Source organism: Acidovorax sp. GW821-FHT11A03, from assembly GCF_058809075.1.
In genome coordinates this window covers 259,455-281,242 of sequence record NZ_JBXASG010000004.1, presented here as the reverse complement: position 1 = coordinate 281,242, position 21,788 = coordinate 259,455, and the positions used below count along the sequence as shown (strand labels likewise).

The 21,788-nt window shown below is 70.3% G+C and carries 19 protein-coding genes; 4 read left to right on the top strand and 15 right to left on the bottom strand.

What is annotated here, in order from left to right; genetic code table 11:
• Window positions 1-260: 260 nt before the first annotated feature.
• The 6 genes from AC1RVY_RS11715 to cysC form a co-directional block, all read right to left on the bottom strand.
• Window positions 261-1,901: a hypothetical protein gene (locus tag AC1RVY_RS11715; RefSeq protein ID WP_255590975.1), complete on the bottom strand. Its 1,641-nt coding sequence runs from the start codon at window positions 1,899-1,901 to the stop codon at window positions 261-263.
• Between the two features lie 435 nt (window positions 1,902-2,336).
• A complete protein-coding gene (locus tag AC1RVY_RS11710; protein WP_492806667.1) occupies window positions 2,337-3,050 on the bottom strand; it encodes a Bax inhibitor-1/YccA family protein in 714 nt (237 codons plus the stop codon).
• An 87-nt stretch (window positions 3,051-3,137) separates the two neighbouring features.
• Window positions 3,138-3,713, bottom strand: coding sequence for a hypothetical protein (locus AC1RVY_RS11705; RefSeq protein ID WP_218297092.1), 576 nt, complete (start codon window positions 3,711-3,713; stop codon window positions 3,138-3,140).
• A gap of 288 nt (window positions 3,714-4,001) precedes the next feature.
• Window positions 4,002-4,562 (bottom strand): single-stranded DNA-binding protein, encoded by a 561-nt coding sequence (ssb, locus tag AC1RVY_RS11700; RefSeq protein WP_369643757.1) that lies wholly within the window; start codon window positions 4,560-4,562, stop codon window positions 4,002-4,004.
• A gap of 152 nt (window positions 4,563-4,714) precedes the next feature.
• Window positions 4,715-5,893 carry an MFS transporter gene (locus AC1RVY_RS11695; protein ID WP_218339409.1) on the bottom strand — a complete coding sequence of 393 codons (1,179 nt, stop codon included), beginning with the start codon at window positions 5,891-5,893 and terminating at the stop codon, window positions 4,715-4,717.
• 269 nt (window positions 5,894-6,162) lie between these two features.
• Entirely contained in the window at window positions 6,163-6,747 is a 585-nt protein-coding gene (cysC, locus tag AC1RVY_RS11690) for an adenylyl-sulfate kinase (protein WP_369643755.1), read from the bottom strand.
• 117 nt (window positions 6,748-6,864) lie between these two features.
• On the opposite strand from cysC, the gene uvrA reads away from it, so the two are divergent.
• The gene (uvrA, locus tag AC1RVY_RS11685) at window positions 6,865-9,909 is read left to right on the top strand and encodes an excinuclease ABC subunit UvrA (protein WP_492806666.1); all 3,045 of its coding nucleotides are present in this window, start codon (window positions 6,865-6,867) and stop codon (window positions 9,907-9,909) included.
• An 82-nt stretch (window positions 9,910-9,991) separates the two neighbouring features.
• Here uvrA and AC1RVY_RS11680 read toward each other — a convergent pair whose 3' ends face one another.
• On the bottom strand, window positions 9,992-10,963 hold the full coding sequence (locus AC1RVY_RS11680; RefSeq protein WP_492806665.1) for an alpha/beta hydrolase: 972 nt from the start codon (window positions 10,961-10,963) through the stop codon (window positions 9,992-9,994).
• A gap of 53 nt (window positions 10,964-11,016) precedes the next feature.
• The gene (locus tag AC1RVY_RS11675) at window positions 11,017-11,613 is read right to left on the bottom strand and encodes a hypothetical protein (RefSeq protein WP_492806664.1); all 597 of its coding nucleotides are present in this window, start codon (window positions 11,611-11,613) and stop codon (window positions 11,017-11,019) included.
• A 216-nt stretch (window positions 11,614-11,829) separates the two neighbouring features.
• Here AC1RVY_RS11675 and ompR point away from each other — a divergent pair, with 216 nt between their 5' ends.
• Both ompR and AC1RVY_RS11665 read left to right on the top strand, forming a co-directional pair.
• A complete protein-coding gene (gene ompR / locus AC1RVY_RS11670) occupies window positions 11,830-12,585 on the top strand; it encodes an osmolarity response regulator transcription factor OmpR (protein ID WP_492245156.1) in 756 nt (251 codons plus the stop codon).
• Window positions 12,582-13,985 carry an ATP-binding protein gene (locus AC1RVY_RS11665; protein ID WP_492806663.1) on the top strand — a complete coding sequence of 468 codons (1,404 nt, stop codon included), beginning with the start codon at window positions 12,582-12,584 and terminating at the stop codon, window positions 13,983-13,985. Before ompR ends, AC1RVY_RS11665 begins: the two co-directional genes overlap by 4 nt.
• A 56-nt stretch (window positions 13,986-14,041) precedes the next feature.
• Here AC1RVY_RS11665 and AC1RVY_RS11660 read toward each other — a convergent pair whose 3' ends face one another.
• The gene (locus tag AC1RVY_RS11660; RefSeq protein ID WP_492245158.1) at window positions 14,042-16,024 is read right to left on the bottom strand and encodes a methyl-accepting chemotaxis protein; all 1,983 of its coding nucleotides are present in this window, start codon (window positions 16,022-16,024) and stop codon (window positions 14,042-14,044) included.
• 255 nt (window positions 16,025-16,279) lie between these two features.
• Between AC1RVY_RS11660 and AC1RVY_RS11655 the strand changes: the two genes are divergently transcribed.
• The gene (locus tag AC1RVY_RS11655; protein WP_492254202.1) at window positions 16,280-16,720 is read left to right on the top strand and encodes an acyl-CoA thioesterase; all 441 of its coding nucleotides are present in this window, start codon (window positions 16,280-16,282) and stop codon (window positions 16,718-16,720) included.
• 95 nt (window positions 16,721-16,815) lie between these two features.
• Here the strand turns inward: AC1RVY_RS11655 and AC1RVY_RS11650 are convergent, their stop codons facing one another.
• The 6 genes from AC1RVY_RS11650 to AC1RVY_RS11625 all read right to left on the bottom strand — a co-directional run bounded on the left by AC1RVY_RS11650 (window position 16,816) and on the right by AC1RVY_RS11625 (window position 21,471).
• A complete protein-coding gene (locus AC1RVY_RS11650; protein WP_492806662.1) occupies window positions 16,816-17,739 on the bottom strand; it encodes a DKNYY domain-containing protein in 924 nt (307 codons plus the stop codon).
• A 42-nt stretch (window positions 17,740-17,781) separates the two neighbouring features.
• The gene (locus tag AC1RVY_RS11645; RefSeq protein WP_218297103.1) at window positions 17,782-18,147 is read right to left on the bottom strand and encodes a hypothetical protein; all 366 of its coding nucleotides are present in this window, start codon (window positions 18,145-18,147) and stop codon (window positions 17,782-17,784) included.
• A gap of 12 nt (window positions 18,148-18,159) precedes the next feature.
• Window positions 18,160-18,576: a globin domain-containing protein gene (locus AC1RVY_RS11640; protein ID WP_218297104.1), complete on the bottom strand. Its 417-nt coding sequence runs from the start codon at window positions 18,574-18,576 to the stop codon at window positions 18,160-18,162.
• A gap of 73 nt (window positions 18,577-18,649) precedes the next feature.
• Window positions 18,650-19,339 (bottom strand): IPTL-CTERM sorting domain-containing protein, encoded by a 690-nt coding sequence (locus AC1RVY_RS11635; RefSeq protein WP_492806661.1) that lies wholly within the window; start codon window positions 19,337-19,339, stop codon window positions 18,650-18,652.
• A gap of 56 nt (window positions 19,340-19,395) precedes the next feature.
• Entirely contained in the window at window positions 19,396-20,730 is a 1,335-nt protein-coding gene (locus AC1RVY_RS11630) for a right-handed parallel beta-helix repeat-containing protein (RefSeq protein ID WP_218297106.1), read from the bottom strand.
• Between the two features lie 60 nt (window positions 20,731-20,790).
• On the bottom strand, window positions 20,791-21,471 hold the full coding sequence (locus tag AC1RVY_RS11625; protein WP_492806660.1) for a hypothetical protein: 681 nt from the start codon (window positions 21,469-21,471) through the stop codon (window positions 20,791-20,793).
• Between the last annotated feature and the right edge of the window lie 317 nt (window positions 21,472-21,788).

Sequence of the window (21,788 nt, the reverse complement as noted above, 5' to 3'; positions counted from 1 at the left end):
AGGGCCCACCAGCTTTCTGCAGGCAACAAAAAGGCCCGCCGCACTTCATGTGCGGCGGGCCTTTTTGCTGGCGGCCACGCGTGTGGCCTGCTTGCCAGCCTACCTACCTGTGTGCCTCAGCCTGCCTGCACGCACGCAAGGTATCGCATGCACAAGCCGTCGAGAGGCCGGAGCCAGGCCATCGGCCGGGCTGCATGGCCATCCCGCGAGGGGCCGGCGGGTGGCACCCCGCCTTGCGGCAGGGCGCCACCCCCTTACCTTCAGGGCGTGGCCTGCTTGGCGCCCACAAACACCGTGTGGGCGCGCGAGCCCGCGACGGACAGCCCGGCGGTCAGGATGCGCAGGCCGACCACGTTGCCGTTGGCGTCGAACTGCGCAGCCGCTGAACCGGACTGCGGCGGGCCGGACGACAGGCCGCAGGTGATGGGGGCATTCGGGCTGTTGAGGTAGCCGAACGCCTCCACGCGGTACAGGTTCAGGCCGCTGCCGAGTTCGCCCAGGAGCTTGCCCGCGACCTCGCAGCCGCTGGTGGTCAGGCCCGTGATCGCGCCATCGGCGAAGACCGTGAGCGTCGTGGTGTCACCGCCAAAGCCGGTGCCTGCCATCTTGTAGGTGCCGACGATCAGGGCCGTGGTGGGCACCTTGCCGGCGGGCAGCGCATACAGGGGGTCGGGCTGGACGCTGAAGCGGGTCGGGGCGCCGCCGGGCTGGGTGGGGTAGCTGAAGGTGCCGGTGAACAGGCTGGCGGTGCTGGAGCCCGTGGCGCTTTGCAGCGTGCCGTCGATCAGCACGGACTCGTTGTAGGCGCCCGTGTTGGCCAGCAGCCGGTTGAAGAACACCCCGTCGTTCGCGGTCACGAAGCGGTTGTTCGTCGCGTTGTTCGCGTAGCGGATGAGCCGACCGTACAGCGCATTGTGGTCCAGGCTGCTGTTGGTGTAGAAGAACAGGCCGCCATCCGGGAGCACGCTGCCCCAGACGGACGTGTCGCCAATCACGCCTGTGGGCAGCGTGAAGGCGCCCTGCCAGTTGCCCGCCACGGACAGCGGCGTGGCCGAGGGCGGCGTCGTGGTGCGCGGGTCGGCGATGCCGTTGAGGGTGTAGGTGTTGTCGGGGCCCGTTGCGTTGCGCGTGAACGCCCAGATGCCGTTGGGTACGCCCGCCGCGTCGAAGCGCAGCACGGCGATGCCGGACTGCTGGGTGCCGCTGGCCCCGCAGGAGGTCGTGTCGCCGGAGAGGTTCAGCGTGAGCGAGTACAGGGGCGAGCCCGCGGCGCGGGGCGTTGCCGAGCCCGTGACCAGGCAGCCGCCAATGCGGCCCGAGAGCTGGCCCTGGGGAGTGACGGTGAGCACCCATCCGCCGCCAAACAGGCCCGTGCCCCGGTAGGTGCCCTCGATCAGCGTGGCGGTCGCGGTGTGGAAATTGAGGCTGCTGTACGAGAGCTTCAACGGCACCACGGCGCCGGAGGCGGCCGCCGTCTGCGCCGGATCGCTGTAGTTGCCGCTGATGCCGTCGGTGCGGCCGATCTTGCCGCTGTTCGATGCCGTTCCGCGCAGCGTCAGGCCGGTGGCGAATTTGCCGTCCTGCACCGAGAAATACGTCACGCCGGTGGCCAGCACCGCGGTGACGTTGACATTCAGGCGCCCGTAGAGCGCATCGAAGCCCGCCGCGCCAGGAGCTTCGCGCGCCAGGTAGAACTCCCCGCCGGTACCCATCGGACCCGGATCGATGTAGCCCACGACCTGGCGCTGCGCCGCGCCCGTGCCCACCGTGCCTTCCCACACGCCGCCAGGGAACTGCTGAACCCCCGGGGCGGGGCCCACATCCGCTCCATCGGAGGAGCCGCCGCCGCAACTGGCGAGCAAGGCCGCACAGGACAAAGAAAGCCAAAGAGATTTGCGCATGATGGACAGAAAGAAAGATCAGTGGGTGGCAGGTGGGTGGCGCGGGTGCGCAAGCACGGCACCTGCCGCAGTGCTGGAGACCTCCGCACCGGGGCATGGCGCAAGGCGCACTCGGCGCGCCAGCCGGCGCGCATGCGCGGCATGCAGGCTGGCTGGCGGTGTCCAATTGTGCCAGCAGCAGGCCCAAAGGACGATGGGAAATGGGGCACCGCAAGGGGCTGCGGGCTTGCTGGGCGGGGCGCGGCGGCCCGGCGCATCCCGCGGCCGGCAGGGCGCACGGCGTGGCGTGTACTGGTTTGCTATTGTTTTTGTAGCTTCTGGCGCTTTGCCAGCAAGGGGTGAGGCGGTTTTCTTGCCTCCATCTGTGGCCACTCAACAAAAAAGGCCGGACTCCGGGCGGGAGTCCGGCCTTGCGGGCCGCGCGGGCGGCTCGGCTCAGTCGTCGTTGGTCGCCAGGCTGATCAGGATGCGCAGCACGTACCAGAGCATCAGCGCGATCGAGGCGAACAGGTGCAGCGCGGCGCCCGCAGGGCGGTCGGCGGGGTAGTCGTGGATGATGCGCGAGGTGTCGTACAGCACGCAGGCGCCCGCGAACAGCACCATGATCCCGGAGAACCAGATGCCCAGCTTGAAGCCGAAGATGGCGCCGGCAATGATGGTGCCCAGGGCCACCAGGCCCCCCACCTTCAGGATGCCGCCCAGGAACGAGAAGTCGGTCTTGGTGGTGAACGCCGTCCAGGTGAGCGCGCCCACCAGCAGCAGCGTGATGAAGGCCGCCGCCCCGATGGCGCCGGGGGCCGCGATCTGCGCGATGCCGAACATCGGCGCGAAGATCAGGCCTTCGGCCAGCACGTACAGGCCCAGGCCCATCAGCTGTGTTTGCGGGTTTTCAGAGTTGTCGGCCATGTACGAGGCCAGCCAGCCCACGAGCATGAACGCGCCCATGACGCCCAGCCACAGGAACTTGTTGCCGCTGCCCAGCAGCATCTTGGCCGTTGCGCCGGAAAAGCCGGTCGCCATCAGCACGGCGGAAAGCACCACGAAGGCCAGCATGGCGGCGCCCAGGTGCTTGTAGGTGGAGACGATGAAGTCGCGCCGTTCAAACGGCGCGCCCTCGGGCGTCGAAGGGGTCAGTGCATTGGGGTTCATGGCGCATTCCTCCATTGGATCGTTGTGAAAACAGGGGAAGGGCATGGCCACAGCGCCCCTCCCTCCCTCCCTCTCTGTGAAAAATTCTCAGGCAGCGCTGAGCTGCTGCTCCTGGTCGGCAGCGCGCAGCTTGCGGTTGCACCACACGCCCAAGGCGCCCAGCAGGGTGAGCACAATCGCGAAGATCCAGGTGCCCGCGCCGCTGAAGGACCGTGCGGAGGAGGCCGCCTCGGCCTGCAGGCGCTGCCGGGTCGCCTCGTAGCTGATCACGGGCTTGCCATCGACCGCCACTTCGTACACCAGGTCGCTGTCGCTCTTGTCCACCAGGGCGGTGATCTTCTCGTCAATGAGGTTGCCAACCAGCTGCTGGGGCGTGCTGTAGTCGATGCGCAGCTTGCGCTCCTCGGCGCCCGCGGCATCGGGCTTCACGCTGATTTCGTAGTACTTCTTGGTGGAGCGGCGCTTGCGCTTGACCGTCACCTCGGACGCCTGCGTCACGGTGCCTGCCACGGACTGCAGGCTCTCGCGCGCCGCGTAGGCATGGTCGCCCTCGGCCTTCCAGCCGCTGTACAGCGACAGGCCGATCAGGCCCGGTCCGGCCAGCAGCAGCAGCCATGCGTAGCCGGTGATGAAAATCAGAATCTTGCGGACGAATCCTGGCATGACGTTCCCTCTCTCTCGTTCTTGCTTGAATGTTGTGGATACAGGCTGAAATTGCCGCCGCTGCTGGATGCGCGGCCGGCAAGGACGAGATGATCTTCGAGTTGGGCGCGCCGGATGTAAAAAAGTGTTGGCCCCGTTGCGGCGGTGCCGCACTGGACAAAGTGGCGGGGTGGGCGGCGCCGCGGCCGGTGTAAAAGCGCCGCGCGGCGCCCGCCGGGGCAAAAAAAAGGGCCCGCAGCGTCCGTGCTGCGGGCCCCTGGCCGGGTCATTGCAAGAGGGGTGGGTCCATCAGAACGGGATGTCGTCATCCATGTCGTCAAAGCCCGAGGCCGCGCGCGGTGCCTGGGCCGCGGGTGCGGGGGCGGGGCGCTGGGCGGGTGCCGCCATGGGGCGCGGCGCGGGCGCGGCGCGGCGGGGGGCCTGGTCATAGCCGCCGCCCTGGTCGCCGCCGCCGTAGCCGCCATCGTCATAGCCGCCGCCCTGCTGGCCACCACCACCCTGGCCGCCCATGCCCTGGCGGCTGCCCAGCATCTGCATCTGGTCGGCGCGGATTTCGGTGCTGTACTTTTCCACGCCGCTCTGGTCGGTCCACTTGCGCGTGCGCAGGGAGCCTTCGACGTACACCTGCGAGCCCTTGCGCAGGTACTGGCCGGCGATCTCGGCGAGGCGGCCGTTGAAGACCACGCGGTGCCATTCCGTGGCTTCCCGCATTTCGCCAGACTGCTTGTCTTTCCACTTGTCGGTGGTGGCGATCGTCACGTTGGCCACCTGGTCGCCACTGGGGAAAGTGCGCATTTCAGGGTCGCGGCCCAGGTTGCCGACGATGATGACTTTGTTTACGGATGCCATGGTGCTGTCTTTGCCTTAAGGAAGTAACAAAGCGCCGGATTTGGAGAGAGTTTCCGGGCGCCAAACGCGCCATTGTGCCGCAAGCGGGGGGCAATGGAAGCCCCCACCCGGCAGCGCCCGGCCGTGCCCAGGCCCGCCGCCGCTTGTTGTGCTCAATGGCCGCCGCGGCCCACGGGCCGCAGCGGCCAGGTCAGCGCCAGCCACAGGGCCGTGAGTGCGGCGGTCGCCGCGAACAGGCCCGGAGCCCCGGCCCATTTCACCAGCGCGCCGCCCAGCGCGCCGCCGGCGAACAGCCCCAGCGACTGCAGCGTGTTGTAGCTGCCCAGCGCGGCGCCGCGCAGCTGGGGCGGCGCCATGCGCGAGACCAGGCTGGGCTGGCTGGCCTCCAGCGCGTTGAACCCGCAGAAGAAGACGAACAGCAGCGGCCCCAGCACCCACAGCGTCGGCGGCGCGGCGCTGGACGCCAGCGTGCCCAGGCCCACCTGCACGAGCAGCACCAGCGCGATGGCGCCCAGCAGCGCCGCGCGCAGCCTGCCGGCGCGTTCCAGCGCGAAGAGCCCGCCCATGGCCCCGAACGACAGCACCACGGCGGGCAGGTAGACCTGCCAGTGGTGGTCCTTGGCGAGGCCGGCCTGCACCAGCAGGGCCGGCACGGCCACCCACATCGACAGCTGCACGGTGTGCAGAACGAACACGCCCAGGTTCAGGCGCAGCAGATCCGGGTGGCTCCACACGTCGGCCAGGCGGCCCCGCGCGGCATCGCCGTGCCGCGCGGGCTCCGCAGGCACCCACCAGATCACCACCGCCACCCCGGCCAGTGCGAGGGCGCAGGTCAGGCCGAACAGGCCCGCCAGCCCGATGTGGGCCGCCAGCACGGGGGCCGCCACCAGCGCCACGGCGAACATCAGGCCGATGCTGCCGCCCACCAGCGCCATGGCCTTGGTGCGCACGGCGTCGCGCGTCTGGTCGGCCAGCAGGGCGGTCACGGCGGCCGACACGGCCCCCGCGCCCTGGAGCGCGCGGCCCGCGAGCAGGCCCGTGAGCGAATCGGCCAGCGCCGCCAGCAGGCTGCCGGCGGCGAACACCAAAAGCCCCAGCACGATCACGCGCTTGCGCCCGAACCGGTCGGAGGCCATGCCCAGCGGCAGCTGCAGCAGCGCCTGCGTGAGACCGTAGATGCCCATGGCCAGTCCCACCAGCGCCGGATCGTCCCCGCCGGGGTACTTGCGTGCCTCCAGCGCGAAAACCGGCAGGACCAGGAACAGGCCCAGCATGCGCAGCGCGAAGATCAGCGCCAGACTCACGCTGGAGCGGCGCTCCAGCGGTGTCATTGCGTTGTCGGAAGGCGGCGGGGACGGGGGCTGCGGGGCGGCGCCCAAAAAAGAAGGGGAAGAGGATTCCGGCACGGTGGTGCCCTATGGGGCGGGTAAAGCGGGGATTTTCGCCCATTGCGCGCAAGCGCCTGTCCGCAGGGGCGAGCGAAGGGGGCCGAAGGCCTCTGCGGGGGCGGCGCCTGGCGGCAGGCCCCTGCCGGTGCGCGGGCGGCAAGGTGCCGGTTCAGCGGACCATGGCGGTGCCCTGCCGGACGGCGGCGGTAGGCTCACAGCAGGCCGCAGATCCGCTGCACGCACTCGCGGGGCGTGAGCTCGGCGGTGGGCAGCACCAGCTCCGGGGCCAGCGGCGCCTCGTACGGGGAATCAATGCCGGTGAACTGGCGCAGCTCGCCCGTGCGGGCCTTCCGGTACAGGCCTTTGGGGTCCCGCTGCTCCGCGAGCGCGAGTGGAACGTCGACGAAGATCTCCACGAAATCCCCCGCCGCGAACAGGTCCCGGGCCGCCTGGCGTTCGGCGCGAAAGGGCGAGATGAAGGCCACCACGACGATCACCCCCGCATCCACGAACAGCCGGGCCACCTGCGCGATGCGGCGGATGTTCTCCGCCCGGTCCGCGTCGGAGAAGCCCAGGTCCCGGTTCAGGCCCTGCCGGATGTTGTCGCCATCCAGGATGTAGGTGCGTTTGCCCTGGCGATGGAGTTCGCCTTCCAGCGCGTTGGCGATGGTCGACTTGCCGGCCCCGGACAGGCCGGTGAGCCAGATGACCCGTCCGGGGTGGCCGCCGAGCTGTTCGCGCTCCTTGCGGGTGACGGTGAGCGCCTGGGCATGGATATGGGGGGTGGGATCGGACACTGGGGTGGAATGTGCGGATGAACTTGGCGCCATGTTAATGGCATGACGGCCGCCACCCACCGGCGCGGCGGGCCTGGCCTATCATGGTGGGTTTCCCTGCACAGAGCCGCGCCCACCGTGAACCCCCCTTCCGCCCCGCTCCCCGAGCCCGCTGCCCCGTCCGACGCTGGCCGTTACCTCGCCCATGCCCTGCGCGAGCAGCGCATCAGCATCCGCGGCGCGCGCACGCACAACCTCAAGAACATCGACCTGGACATCCCGCGCAACCAGCTCGTGGTGATCACGGGGCTGTCGGGCTCGGGCAAGTCCAGCCTGGCCTTCGACACGCTCTATGCCGAAGGCCAGCGCCGCTACGTGGAAAGCCTGTCGGCCTATGCGCGGCAGTTCCTCGGGCGGCTGGACAAGCCCGACGTGGACCTGATCGAGGGCCTGTCGCCCGCCATCAGCATCGAGCAGAAGGCCACCAGCCACAACCCGCGCTCCACCGTGGGCACGGTGACCGAGATCCACGACTACCTGCGCCTTCTGTACGCCCGCGCGGGCACGCCCTACTGCCCCGACCACGGCCTGCCGCTGGCCGCGCAGACCGTGAGCCAGATGGTGGACGCCGTGCTGGCGCTGCCCGAGGACACGCGCCTCATGCTGCTGGCCCCCGTGGCACGCGAGAAGAAGGGCGAGTTCACCGAGCTCTTCACGCAGATGCAGGCGCTGGGCTACATCCGCTTTCGCGTGGACGGCACCATCTACGAATACGAGAGCCTGCCCGCGCTCAAGAAGACCGAGAAGCACAGCATCGACGTGGTGATCGACCGCCTGAAGGTGCGCCCCGAGATGCAGCAGCGCCTGGCCGAGAGCATCGAGGCCGTGCTGCGCGTGGGCGGCAACGACGGCAACGGCCGCGTGCTCGCGCTGGAGATGGACACGGGCCGGGAGCACCTGTTCAGCAGCAAGTTCGCCTGCCCGGTGTGCAGCTACTCGCTGGCCGAGCTGGAGCCGCGCCTGTTCTCGTTCAACTCGCCCATGGGCGCCTGCCCGGCGTGCGACGGCATCGGCCAGCGCGAGGTGTTCGATGTGGCGCGCGTGGTGGCCTTCCCCGGCTTGAGCCTGGCCAGCGGCGCCATCAAGGGCTGGGACCGGCGCAACGGCTACTACTTCGCGATGCTGGAGAGCCTGGGGCGGCACTACGGTTTCGACGTGGAGGCGCCGTTCGAGTCGCTGCCCGCCGCCGTGCAGCATGCCGTGCTGCACGGCTCGGGCGAGGACGAGATCGCGTTCAGCTACATCCTGGACAGTGGCGCCAACAAGGGCAAGGTCTACACCAAGAAGCACCCGTTCGAAGGCATCCTGCCCAACATGGCGCGGCGCTACCGCGAGACCGATTCGGTCGTGGTGCGCGAGGACCTGGCCCGCTACCGCAGCAGCCAGCCCTGCCCGGAATGCCACGGCACCCGCCTGCGCCGCGAGGCGCGCCACGTGAAGGTGGGCGAGGGCGCGCAGGCCCGCGCGATCTTCGAGGTGAGCCACGCCACGCTCAGCGCCGCGCACGGCTGGTTCCAGGCGCTCACGCTCACGGGCGCCAAGGCCGAGATCGCCGACAAGGTGGTGCGCGAGATCACCACGCGGCTGCAGTTCCTCAACGATGTGGGCCTGAACTACCTGAGCCTGGACCGCAGCGCCGAGACGCTGTCGGGCGGCGAGGCGCAGCGCATCCGCCTCGCGTCGCAGATCGGCTCGGGCCTCACCGGCGTGATGTACGTGCTCGACGAGCCCAGCATCGGCCTGCACCAGCGCGACAACGACCGGCTCATCGCCACCTTGCAGCACCTGCGCGACATCGGCAACAGCGTGATCGTGGTCGAGCACGACGAGGACATGATGCGCGCGGCCGACCACGTGATCGACATGGGCCCGGGCGCCGGCGTGCACGGCGGCCGCGTGATGGCGCAGGGCACGTACGACGCGGTGCGCAGCCACCCTGAATCGCTGACCGGCAAGTACCTGTCGGGCACGTTGTCCATCGCCGTGCCGAAGCGGCGCACGCCCTGGCTGCCGGTGGTGGAGCAGGCGGCGCCGGTGGTGGAGGCCAAGGGCAAGTCGCGCTTTCCGCAGACCGAGGCCAGCAAGCGCCGCGCCGAGCGCATGGCCGAACACCACGCGCGCCAGGGCGCGGTGCAGGCGCTGCGCGTGGCGGGCGCCACGGGCAACAACCTCCAGAACGTGACCGTGGACTTCCCCGTGGGCCTGCTCACCTGCGTGACGGGCGTCTCGGGCTCGGGCAAGAGCACCCTGGTCAACGACACGCTGTACGCCGCCGTGGCGCGCCAGATCTACCGCGCCCACGAAGAGCCCGCCGCGCACGAAGAGATCGTGGGCATCGAGTACTTCGACAAGGTCATCAACGTCGACCAGAGCCCCATCGGCCGCACGCCGCGCAGCAACCCGGCCACCTACACTGGCCTGTTCACCCCCATCCGCGAGCTGATGGCCGAGGTGAACACCGCCAAGGAGCGTGGCTATGGCCCCGGGCGTTTCAGCTTCAACGTGGCGGGTGGCCGCTGCGAGGCCTGCCAGGGCGACGGCGTGGTGAAGGTGGAGATGCACTTCCTGCCCGACGTGTACGTGCCCTGCGACGTGTGCCACGGCCAGCGCTACAACCGCGAGACGCTGGAAGTTCTGTGGAAGGGCAAGAACATCGCGCAGATCCTGGAGCTCACCGTGGAGGACGCGCACGCGTTCTTCAAGGACGTGCCGGCCATCGCGCGCAAGCTGCAGACGCTGCTGGACGTGGGGCTCTCCTACATCCGCCTGGGCCAGGCCGCCACCACGCTCTCGGGCGGCGAGGCGCAGCGCGTGAAGCTGGCGCAGGAACTCTCCAAGCGCGACACCGGCCGCACGCTCTACATCCTGGACGAACCGACCACCGGCCTGCACTTCGCGGACATCGACCTGCTGCTCAAGGTGCTGCACCAGCTGCGCGACGCGGGCAACACCATCGTCATCATCGAGCACAACCTGGACGTCATCAAGACGGCCGACTGGCTCATCGACATGGGCCCCGAGGGCGGTGCGGGCGGCGGCACCGTGGTGGGGGTGGGCACGCCCGAGGACCTGGCGGCCAACCCGGCAAGCCATACGGGGCGTTACCTGGCGCCTTACCTGTGAACGAAATCTGAATGAAAATGGCTGCTAGCGCTTATCTATCAAGCGCTATAAGCTATTGATTTGGTCGCAAATTGCCGCTACATCACTGCAGGCGGCGGGCCACCTCGGCGTCCAGCGATCCCATGAAGGTCTCCACGGCCCGGGTGTAGTCGCTGTCCAGGCCCAGTTGGGCGTTGATTTCGCCATGGTCCAGGTCCTGCGGCAGCACCTCGGCGCGGCCGCCCTGGTGGCGCACATGGCGGGCCATGGCATCGGATTGCCGGCAGGGGTCGTCAGCCCGCTGGGCCGAGCACACCATCTGCATCGGCGGGGCGCCCGCCGTCCATTGGTGCAAGGGCGACATGGCCACCCAATATGCCGGGTCAGTGCCAAAGGCGTCGTCATACAGCGGCAGGTGCGGGGCGCGCATGCGGGCGGGCACGTTCATCATGGCGCTGTCGAGTGACACCGTGCCCAGCCACGGCCAGGCGCCTTCGCGCAGTGCCTGCGGGGCACGGGCATTGAGCAGGGCCACCAGGTGGGCCCCGGCCGAGTGGCCCATGAGGATGAAGCGGCTCGGGTCTCCGCCCCAGGTGCCCGCGCGCTGCTGCGCGGCCATGAGGGCGGCCTGCACATCGCGCTCCTGCACGGCCACGGGGGCATCGGGCAGCATGCGGTAGTTGATGGAGATGAGGATGAAGCCCTTGGGCACCCAGCGGTTCACCTTCTCCTGCACCACGCGGCCCATGGCCTTGTCGCCATGCCGCCAGCCGCCGCCGTGCACCATGAAGATGACCGGCGCGCGCACCGCGCTGGCCACCAGGCTGTTGGTTCCTGTGGTGGGGCTGGTGGGTACATACACGTCCATGCGCTGCGCCGGGTCGGCGCCGTAGGGCACATCGGCGATGCGCTGCACGCCGGCGGCCAGCGTGGCCGGTGCGGCGGCGGCCTGCTTCTGCGCGATGAGGGCGCGCAGGCGGCCGCCGTTCTGCGCGGTGGTCTGGGCCTGCACGCTGGCGGTGGCCAGCGTGAGGGCAGCCAGGGCGGTCATGGTCAGAAGATGGCGTGGGGACATGGCGAGGCTCCTGAGGTCAGAGGGTGGCAAGCGGTAGCTGGGTCCAGAGGGCGTCAAGGCCGCGTTGGACAAGCCAAGGCCGTGCCGCTCGCGTCGTAGCAGGTGGCGCTGCGGCTCCAGCCGTTGTCCTTGCTGTAGCTGCTTTGCGCCTGCACGCTGTTGCCGGTCGTCGCGTTGGTGGCGGTGGTGCTGCGGGCCTGCGTCACGGTGCCGTCGGCGTTGCGGCTCGCCCCGCCGCTGCTCTGCAGGCTGCCCTGGGCATTCTGGGCGGACACGGTGCCGCTGTGGCTGGCGCTGCCGTCTGCACGTCGGGTGGTGCTGCCCTGGCGCTCGGCCACTCCGCCCTGCGCACCCACGGCGGCGCCCCGGCTCGTCACGCTCGCGTTGCCCTGCCCATCGGTGGTGGCTGTGCGCCCGCGCAGCACCGCGCCATTTGGGCCGCTGCGGGCCACACCGGTGCGGGCGGTGGTGCTGCCATCGGCGTTGTGTTCCACGCTGCGGCGGGTGCGGGCCTGCGCTTCGGTGGGGGCGGCCAGCGCCAGCACGGCGCTCAGCCCCAGGGTGGCGAGGGTGGAGAACACCAACACACCCGCTGCCAGTGCGGGGCGTTGCAGCAGGTCGTTGTCAGCGGGGCGTGTCGGCAAAGGCATGGTGGTCAACTCCTTGGGGTTTGCCTGGGGGCGTGGCATGGCTGTACTGTGGGTCCCAGGTGTGAGCCATTGATGGCAGGAATCCGCCGATGTATGACAAACCATGACAAACGCCTGCGGCCCCGTCATGCCTTGTCATGGCTGGGGGTGCATGGCCCGCGCCAGCGCCTACCATTGCCACCACGCCGCCTTCACCTGCCACGTTGCTCCCTGCCCATGACCGACACCCTGGCCAAGATCCTGGTCGCCGATGACGAGCCCGACCTGCGCGCCCTGCTGCAGCGCTACCTGAGCGACCAGGGCTACGCCGTGCGCACGGTGGAGGGCGCGGGCCCGCTCGACGTGCTGCTGCAGCGCGAGAGGTTTGATGTGCTGGTGCTGGACGTGATGATGCCGGGCGAAGACGGCCTGGCCATCTGCCGCCGCCTGCGTGCGCAGGGCGAGACCATTCCCATCCTGATGCTCACCGCGCGTGGCGACCCGGTGGACCGCATCGTGGGCCTGGAGATGGGGGCGGACGACTACCTGCCCAAGCCCTTCAACCCGCGCGAGCTGCTGGCCCGCATCCAGGCCATGGTGCGCCGCCAGCGCATGCTGGGCGCGCACACCGGGCCCCAGGGAACGCACGGGCGCCTGACGTTCGGCGACTTCGTGTTGCTGCCGACTGAACGGCGGCTGGAGCGGGCGGGCGCGAGGGCCGGCGAGGACGTGCCCCTCACCACCGGTGAATTCGCCCTGCTGCTGGCCCTGGCCCAGAACCCTCAGCGCCCGCTGGGCCGCGACCGGCTCATGGCCCTGGCCTATGGCCCCGACCACACGGCCACCGACCGCAGCATTGACGTGCAGATCATGCGGCTGCGCAAACTCATCGAGGCCGACCCGGCCCAGCCGCGCCACATCCGCACCGTGTGGGGCGTGGGCTATGTGTTCGTGCCCGATGGCGCCGCGCCCGCCGGAGGGCGGCAGCCATGACGACACCCGCAACCCCCGCCCGCCGCCACGGGGGGCTCTGGCCGCGCAGCCTGCTCGGGCGCAACCTGCTGCTGATGGCCGTGCTCATCGTGCTGGGCCAGCTGGTGGCGGCGGTGCTGGTGCGGCAGATGATCTTCCAGCCCCGCGTGGCGCAGGTGGCCGATGGCGTGGCGCGCAATGTGGCCGCGCTGCGGGCGGGGCTGCAGGCGCTGCCCCCGGCGCAGCGTGTGGCGTTTGTGGAGGCGTTCAACCGGCAGGCCGCATTGGCCACGCCGCCCGTTGCGCCGGAAAGCGCAGCGCGGCGCGCGCTGCTGTCGCCGTTGGAGCGGCAGTTTGTGCAGGCGGTGTCCCGCCGCCTGGGTGTGGGTGATGCGCCTGCGCAGAGCCCGCAGCCCCTGTGGCGCCGCGACAGCACCGGCGTGCTGGCCCTGCGCATGGTGCACGAGGGCGCTGACTACTGGCTCAACCTGCCCAGCGTGTTCCCCACGCGCGAGTTCACCGGGGCCTGGCTGGTGGCCACGCTGGCCAGCATGCTGCTGGCGCTGCTGGGCGCGTGGTGGCTGCAGCGCCACATCCACCAGCCGCTGGCCCAGGTGGTGGCGGCGGCGCGGCAGCTCGCGCGGGGCCAGACACCCGCGGTGCTGCCCGAGGCCGGGCCCGAAGAAATCGCCACCGTGGGCCGCAGTTTCAACCAGATGGCGCAGAGCCTGGCCGCCGCCGACCACGAGCGCGCGCTGATGCTGGCCGGTGTGTCGCACGACCTGCGCACGCCGCTGACCAAGCTGCGCCTGGGCGTGGAGATCGCCGGGGCACAGGTGGATGCGCCGCTGGCGGCCAGCATGGCGCGCAGCATCGACGAGATGGATGCGATCGTGGGCCAGTTCCTGGACTTTGCGCGGGTGGGCGCTGACGCGGGCGAGGCCGAGGCGCCCGCCACCGCATCGCTCAACGACCTGGCCCAGGCCGTGGCCGAAGCGCAGGCCGACCACGGCCGTGTGCTGGCGCTGGAACTGGGCGGCCTGCCCAACCTGCCCGTGCGCCCGCAGGCGCTGCGCCGTGCGCTGGACAACCTCGTGGAAAACGCCTGGCGCCACGGCGCCGCCCCGGTGGTGCTGCGCACGGGCGGCAGCGCGCAGCAGGCGTGGATCGAGGTGGCCGACCACGGCACCGGCATGGACGCCAAAGAGCTGGACCACATGCGCCAGCCTTTCGCGCGGGGCGGCGGCGCGGCGCGCGCGGGTGTTCCCGGGGCCGGGCTGGGCCTGGCGATTGCCGAGCGCGTGGCGCGCGCCCATGGGGGAGCGCTGGAGCTGCACAGCGCACCCGGCCAGGGCCTGCGCGCGCGGCTGGTGCTGCCGCTGGCGGGGCCGGCCGCTGCGGCTCAGCCCCCAGGGGAATAGGGGCGCAGAATCTGAATGAAATTGGCCGCCAGCGATGGATGGATAAGCGCCAATGGCTACTGAATTTGTAGCGAGTTTGCCGGGCGCAGCGCCCTGTGCTGGCCCTGGCCTTCGTCGCCCAGCCGGAACACCGACACCACGTGCACCAGGTCTTCGGCCTGCACCTTGAGGCTGCCGGCGGCGGCGGCCATTTCTTCCACTAGCGCGGCGTTCTGCTGCGTGACCTGGTCCATCTGCGTCACGGCCTCGCCCACCTGGGCCACGCCCAGCGACTGCTCGTGGCTGGCCGTGCTGATTTCGCCCACGATGTCCGTCACGCGGCGGATGGCGGTCACCACCTCGTTCATCGTGGTGCCCGCGCGGTCCACCAGGGCCGTGCCCTGCTCCACGCGCTCCACGCTGGCGCTGATGAGGGCCTTGATCTCGCGCGCCGCCTCGGCGCTGCGCCCGGCCAGCGAGCGCACCTCCGACGCGACCACCGCGAAGCCCCGGCCCTGTTCGCCCGCGCGGGCCGCCTCGACGGCGGCGTTGAGCGCGAGGATATTGGTCTGGAACGCGATGGAGTCGATCACGCCGATGATGTCCGAGATCTTCTGCGACGAGGCGTTGATGCCCTGCATCGTGTCCACCACCTGGGCCACCACCTCGCCGCCCTGCACGGCCACGGTGCTCGCGCTGTGGGCCAGCGTGCTGGCCTGGCGCGCGCTGTCGGCGTTCTGGCGCACGGTGGAGCTGAGCTGTTCCATCGACGCGGCGGTTTCCTCCAGCGCGCTGGCCTGGCTTTCGGTGCGGGCCGACAGGTCGCTGTTGCCCTGCGCGATCTGCACGCTGGCCGTGGCCACGCTCTCCGATCCGTTGCGCACCTGGCGCACCACCTGCGTGAGCTGGGCGCGCATCTGCATCAGGGCCTCCAGCAGCTGGCCGACCTCGTTGGTGCCGTGGGCCAGCGCGCTGCCGCTCAGGTCGCCCTGGGCCACGGCGCGCGACAGCGCCACGGCCTGCGAAAGCGGCCCCGTCATGGAGCGCACGAACACCAGGGCCATGGCGCTGGTGGCCGAGAGCGTGACGGCGAGGGCGAGCGCCACCCACAGCAGCCGGCGCTGCAGCGCGCTCACGCGGTCTTGCAGGGCCTGGTCCAGGCTCGACAGCGACTGTGCATTGAGCGTGTTGAGCGCATCGATGGTGCGGGTGAACGCGTCAAAGTAATCCTTGGAGGCGAACTTGAGCTCGCCGGCGTTCATCACCTCGCGCTCGGCCAGCTGCAGCGACTGCTGGATCTGGCCCTGGATGGCCTGCACCCCGCTGCCCAGCGCCTGCTTGAACTGCGCATTGCCCTGCAGGGCGCGGCCGAGGCCGCGGAAGGTGTCGGCCTGCAGCTCCGCCACCCGCTGCTGCAGCACGAGCAGCTGGCCCTTGCCCTGGGGCGAGAGTTCGCCACGGCCGAGCGCCCCGGCGCCCTGGGCGCGCAGCATGCCCAGGTTCTCGCCCAGCTGCGGCGCCTGCACCAGCGATGCCTGGATCAGCGCATGCGTCGGTGCCTCGGGGTCCACCTGCAGGCCGTAGGCGTGCACCAGCGACTCGGTCAGCTGCAGCAGCGCGGCGATGAGCTGGGTGTGCTGCGCCGTGCTTTGCGCCAGCCCGATGCTGCGGGCGGCCACCGCCTGCTCCAGCGTGCGCCAGGCCTGCTGGGCATCGGTCCAGGCGGCCATCTGCTGCGCCGGCACCTGGGCTGCCGCGAAGTGCGCGGCGGCGTCGGCCAGGGCTTTTTCCACCGCGTCGCGGGCGGCGGGGCGCCGCGTCGCCAGCGACTCGTCGCCGCCGAACATGCCCGCCGACAGCCCCCGGTGCACCTGCACCAGCTGCACCACGCGGGTCAGCGCCTGCGCGGGCGGCACGCCCCGGGCCTCCTGCCGGGCGTGGCCGATGGCGCGCAGCGCATCGGACACATACAGGTATGTGGGAAGCGCGCTCATCATCAACCCGATGGTTCCCAGGATGAGGAATTTCTCGAGCAGGTTCAGTCGGTGAAGCAGTGACATGGCAGAAGACACGCTGGGCGTGCGGGTAGGGAAGGCCGGGTCGGCGGGGGCGGCCATTGCCCCGGCTGGGCGGGCCCGGTGTCGCAGGGGCCCGCAGAGTTGTTACGCAATGTAGGCAACTGTCGCCCGCAGGGTTTTGACTCAGGTCAAGGTGCGGGTGCGCGCGCCTTCGAGGGGGGCCGCCCGCGCACCGCCCCGCGCCGCCGCCAGGGGCTGGAGAATAATGGCCCACCAACCCCCGTGGAGCACCCCGGCATGCAATCCATCACCCTGCGTTTCCTGGCGTCTCAAAGCACCTTGCCGCAGGCGGGGCGGGTGCCCGGCGGCACCGTGCTGCGCTGGGTGGACGAGGCGGGTTTTGCCTGTGCGAGCGCCTGGGCCAAGGGCCCCTGCATCACCGAGTTCGTGGGCGGCGCGCACTTCGTGCGCCCCATCCGGCCCGGAGACCTGGTGGAAGTGCATGCGCGCCTGGCCTTCACCACCGAGACCGGCATGCACCTGGCCGTGGAGGTGCGCAGCGGCGGCATCCATGGCGAGCCGCAGCACGAGGTGCTGCATTGCGTGGCGGTGTACACGGCCGTGGACGCCGATGAGCAGCCCCGCGCCATCGACAGGTGGAGCCCCGAAACCCCGGGCGACATGGCCTTGGCGCAGCGGGTGAAGGCGCATGTGGAGGCCGCGCGCGCGGCGCAGTGACGGGGGCGGGCGGCGTTGTTCCGCCCGCCGGTGGCCCTGGCAACGCGCGGCAGGCCCCTGCCCCTGGAGGGCGGCGGGTGGGGACACGGCGTGCCTCACCTCACGCCGGGGCTGGGGCCTGGATCGTTGCCCGCAACGGCCCGCCCGCGCTGCCATGCCTGCGCGCGGTCGCGTGCGTCCACCTCCGCGGTCGCCTCGGTCAGCACCGTGAAGCTGGCCGCATCCGCCCGCGCCAGCGGCTCGCCCTGGTACCACACCCGCCGCGCATCGGCCGCGTAGCCCCGCCCCAGGGCGCGCAGCGTGGCCATGTCGGCGCCCTGCAAGGGGCGCAGCACCGGGTGCGGGCCCCGGTTCGGCTGGTTGACCTCGATGTGGCCGTGCCAGGCGTGCGCGCGGTCGCGGGCGTAGCCGGGATCGTCTTCGTCCATCAGCGCAAAGCTTGCGCCGTGGCTGCCGGGGATGTCGGCATGCTCGAAATAACCGCGCTGCGCATCGCGCGCGTAGCGGGGGCTGAGCGGCTCGAAGCTGGCCGCATCGCGCACCGCGAAGGGCTGGCCCCGGTCGTAGGCGCGGTGCCGGTCGCGGGCATGGCGGTGGGCCAGCACGCGGTAGCTGGCCGCGTCGGCTCCGGGAATGGTGGCGATGCGCAGGTGCTGGTAGGCCCAGTACTCCTGCGCCTTGCGGTAGGTGCTGCAGTAGTAGACCGCGCGGCCGTCGCGCGCCTCGTGCTCCGACAGCGCCTCGAACGTGGCGCCCTGGCTGCCCTCCACGGCACTGCCCCGGCAGTAGCCTTGCCGCGCGTCGCGCCCGAAGTGCGGCGAGAGCGGCTGGAACGTGGCCGGGTCGGCCGGGGCGAAGGCCGCGCCGCCGTAGGTCCAGGCGCCCGCCCAGCCGCGCTGGTAGCCCGTGCCACTGCCGTCGCAGCCGCACAGCGCGGCCAGCGCCCCGAGCGCCAGCGCGCAGGCGCGGGCGAGCCCGGCGGCCGCCGTTCCTGTCAGCGCAGGCGTGCGGACCCGCATGGGGATCGTGGACAGGCACTCACGGCGCGGTGCGCGGCGGGCTTATGGCACCGGCACGACCCGCAGCGCGGGCGGGTACGGCTCCACGCGCAGGCTGTCGTGCGCCAGCACGCTGATCCTGGCGCGGGGGGCCAGCTCCAGCGCGCCGTCGGTGCCCTTGCGCGGGGCGTATTGCCAGAGGCTGAGCGCGCCCTTGGCGGCCAGGGCCTGGCCGATGGCGGCCGCCTCGGGGCGCGGAGCCCCGGCCTCGTCCGGCGGCACGGCGACAAGGATCTCGTCGCGCACCGTGACGATCTTGAACAGCAGGGGCGTTGCGGTCTGGGCCATGGCAGTGACGCAAGAGATGGCCAGTGCGGCCGCCAGGCAGGCGGCGGCGCGGGCGCGAAGGCGGGGCGTGGTGGGGGTCATGGGGCTTTCTGGCTAGTGCTGCAGTTGTGCCTGCGCCTGCATCGTACGCGCCACGTGGGCATACATGGCGCCCCAGGCCTCGCGCGTGGCGGGGGTGAAGGCACCGCCCAGCGCGTCGGACAGCGTCTCCAGCAGGGCGGCGCCCACCGTGTCGTAGTGCGCGGCCTGCACGCCGTAGCCCGTGTGGCGCTGGCCCAGGGCGCGCAGCGCGGCGTCCAGCCGCTCGGGGTGGTCAAGCAGGCGCACGGCATCGCCGATCATGTCCAGCAGCTTGCGTGCCTGCACGTGCATGTCGGACGACCCGAACAGCCCCTGGATGGCCGGGTCGCGCGCGAACAGCTTCGAGTAGAAAAGCGCGCCTGCCTGCGCAGCGACGGGCGCAACCTGCGCAAAGCTCTGGCGCACGAGGTGGATCTGTTCGGGGGACATGGGGAAACTCCTTGAAACGGAAAGATGTCGATAGGTAAAGTCTGCGAGGCCCCTGCGGCGTGGCCGGCCTCTTTCAAAAGTCGCGGGGCGCCTTGCGTCGCATCACCATGCCGGTGCCCGCCATGAAGGCGGCCAGCAGCAGAAGGCCCCCTTCGCCCAGCGTGGGCACCGCGCTGACGCCTGCGCCCGGCGCTGCAGGCAGGACGGTCACGAGCCAGGAGCCTGTGGTGTGGGGATGGCTGTCGATGTAGCTGCCCGAAGTGCCTGCCACCGCCGTCGTGCACACGCCGCTGTAGGGAGCGGGAACTTGCTGGCATTCGTAGTTGTGATTGACGAATTCATGCAGGCCCATGAGGTTCACGCGGTCGCCCACGGCATGGGGAGCCGGTGTCTCCCAGTGGAAGAAGGTGAGGCTGGCGTTGGTGAAGGCGCCGTTGGCATCGGTGTCCGCGGAGGCGGAATACAGCGTGTCACCCGCCGCGCTGGAATAGCTGGTCAGCCCGTCTGAAAACACAAAGCCTGTCACCAGGGCGGAGATGTCGGCATTGCCCAGGCCAGGCGGCAAGGGCGCCGCCGTGGTGAACCAGCCCGACTGGAACATCGCCGTGGTGAAGCTGCCGCAGTTGCCCACTGTGCAGTGGGTGAAGTTGTACAGGGTGGGCGCGGTGTAGGGGTTGCCGGTATAGGTATACGTGTAGGTGGCGGCCCAGGCGCCCGCGTGGGTACCTGCGGCCAGCGCGAGCAGCGCAAGGTGCTTCTTCATGGGGCTTTTGGGGGAGTAAAGAAATGCCTCAAGCGTTCAGAACTAAAGCGATGCAGCTATTTCTTTAGAAGCAGCCTGTGCCCGCCGCGCAGCGCGAGGCCCAGCAGACCCAAGGCAGACAGCGCCAGGGCGATGGGGCTGTCCACGGGCACTGCCTGCACGCCGCCCCCATTCCCCGGCCCGGCGCCTGGGGCCAGGGCGGATTCATAGGCGCCGATGTCGGCGCGCCCCATCTGCACCCGTGGGGTGCCACGCTCGTCGGTGGCGGGCAGGTCGGTGGTGGGGCCGGCGTTGATGGCGGGGCTGCCCGGCAGCAGTGCGTGGGTCTGGTTGGGCAGGCTGTTGGCGTAGGCCAGCGGCGCCAGCAGGGGGTTGGCGCTGGCGATATCGCCCACCGCGCCAAAGCCGCAGGTGGTGCCGCTGTCGAGGTTGTTGCCACCGGACACCAGGGCGCCCGCCTGGAACCGGCAATTGAGGCCCGCCGCCGGGTTGGCGACGATGCTGCCGCTGATGTGGGCCGTGGCGCCAAAGACGCTCAGTTGCCCATTGCCTGCGCCGGTGGTGTTGTGGGCGATGGTGCTGAAGCGGATGGTGGTGGTGCCGCCGCTGCCCCCCGAGATGCCGCCCCCGGCCCCCACCGCCGTGTTGCCCGAGACGGTGGAGTTGGTGAGGTTCAGCGTGCCGTTGTTGGCGATGCCGCCGCCACTGCCCCCAGGATGGGGCATGGTATTGCCCGTGATGGTGCTGCGCGTGATGTTGGCAATGCCGGTCTGGCGCACCGCGATGCCGCCCCCGCCACTGGGGGCGGTGTTGCCCGAGACTTCGCTGTCGATCAGGTGGAGCGTGGCCGTCTCATACACGTAGATGCCGCCGCCCTGCTGGGTGGAGGACCCGGCCGCGCTGTTGCCGTGCACCGCCACATGGTCGAGCGTGGCCGTGCCGCCCCCGATGAACAGCCCACCCCCATACGACGCGCCCGCGCCGGTGCCGCCGGTGATGGCCAGGTTGTTGAGGTTGACGGTGGGGCTGCCCAGGATCTGGAGGACGATGCGGTCGCCGCCGCTGCCGCTGCTGGCCACGATGAAGGAGTCGCCCGCGCCCGCGCCGTTGATGGTGAGGTCGCTGGTGATCTGCAGGAGGTTGCTGGGGGCGGGCACGCGCGTCAGTGTGAAGGTGCCCGCGGGCAGCGTGATGGTGTCGGCGCCCGCCAGCGCGTTGGCTTCCATGATGGCGGCGCGTAGCGAGCAGGTGCCCGCAGCACCCGTGCCGCAGATGTTGTCACCGGGGGTGGGGTCGATCAGGTCTGCCGTGGCATCGACCACAAAAGTGGCGGCCTGCGCCCCGGCGTGGGTGAATGCAGCCAGCGCGAGCAGCGCAATGTGTTTTTTCATGGGGTGTGGCGTTTCCGAAATGAAAAGCGCCTTCAGTGGTGGTGGATCAATCGCTGCGCGCTATTTTTTGGGGAGCAATTTGCGACGTCTTCGCAGCGTCTGCCCGGAGAGGCCGAGCAGGCCGGCGGCAGTGATGGCCAAGGCAAAGGGGTTGTCTACGGGCACGCTCTGCACGGCGGCTGCGGGCGCCGTGCCCACATTGGCCCAACTGGTATTGCCGTCGATGCTGCCGGGCGCTTCCCAGACGGTGCATCGGTCTTCGACATCGATGGCCTGGCATATCACGTTGTGGTAGGCGCCGCCCTCGGTGTTGACCGAGTCCAGCCGCATGTTGGCGCCGCTGTGCGGGCCGGGGTTCTGCCAGCGCAGGACGATCATCGACAGTGCCGTCAGCTGGCCCGCGGCATCGGTGGAGACATTCACTTGGTACAACCCCGCCACCTGCGGGTCCCCCAGGGTATAGGTGGTAACCCCGTCGAACACCGTGAATGCCAGGATGTTGCCGCCCGGAAAAAGGACATCGGCGTTGGCGAGGTTGGGCGCCAGCGGCACGGCCGTGGTGAAGGTGGCCGTCGGGGCCATGGCGGCGGTGAAGTTGGCGCAGTTGCCCGCGCTGCACGGCGCCGTGTAGTTGTGCAGGCTGGCGGGGGCGTAGCCGTTGTTGGTGTAGCTGTAGGTGGCGGCCCAGGCGCCCGCGTGGGCGAAGGCGGCCAGGGCCAGCAGGGCAAGGTGTTTTCGCATGGGTGGTGTGTGGATGTGGTGGGCGAAAAGTGGCAGAAAAACTGCCCCAGCGCTTGCCCATCAAGCGCAAAACGCTATGTTTTCAGGAGCAATTTCGCGCCTGCCGCCCAGTTTATGGATTCCCCCGCCGCTGCGCCCCACCCCCAGGGGCGGGATGGCGAAGGGCTCGCTTTGCGCGCCACCACAGTCATCCACTGGCTTGCACCCGGTTGATCCGGGATGCCGGATTGTTTGTGGATGCGCCTATCCCCAGGGGTGGGGCGCCGGGGGACTTGGCTTCCTAAACTGATTTCCAGTGAAACAGTCGGATTCAAGAG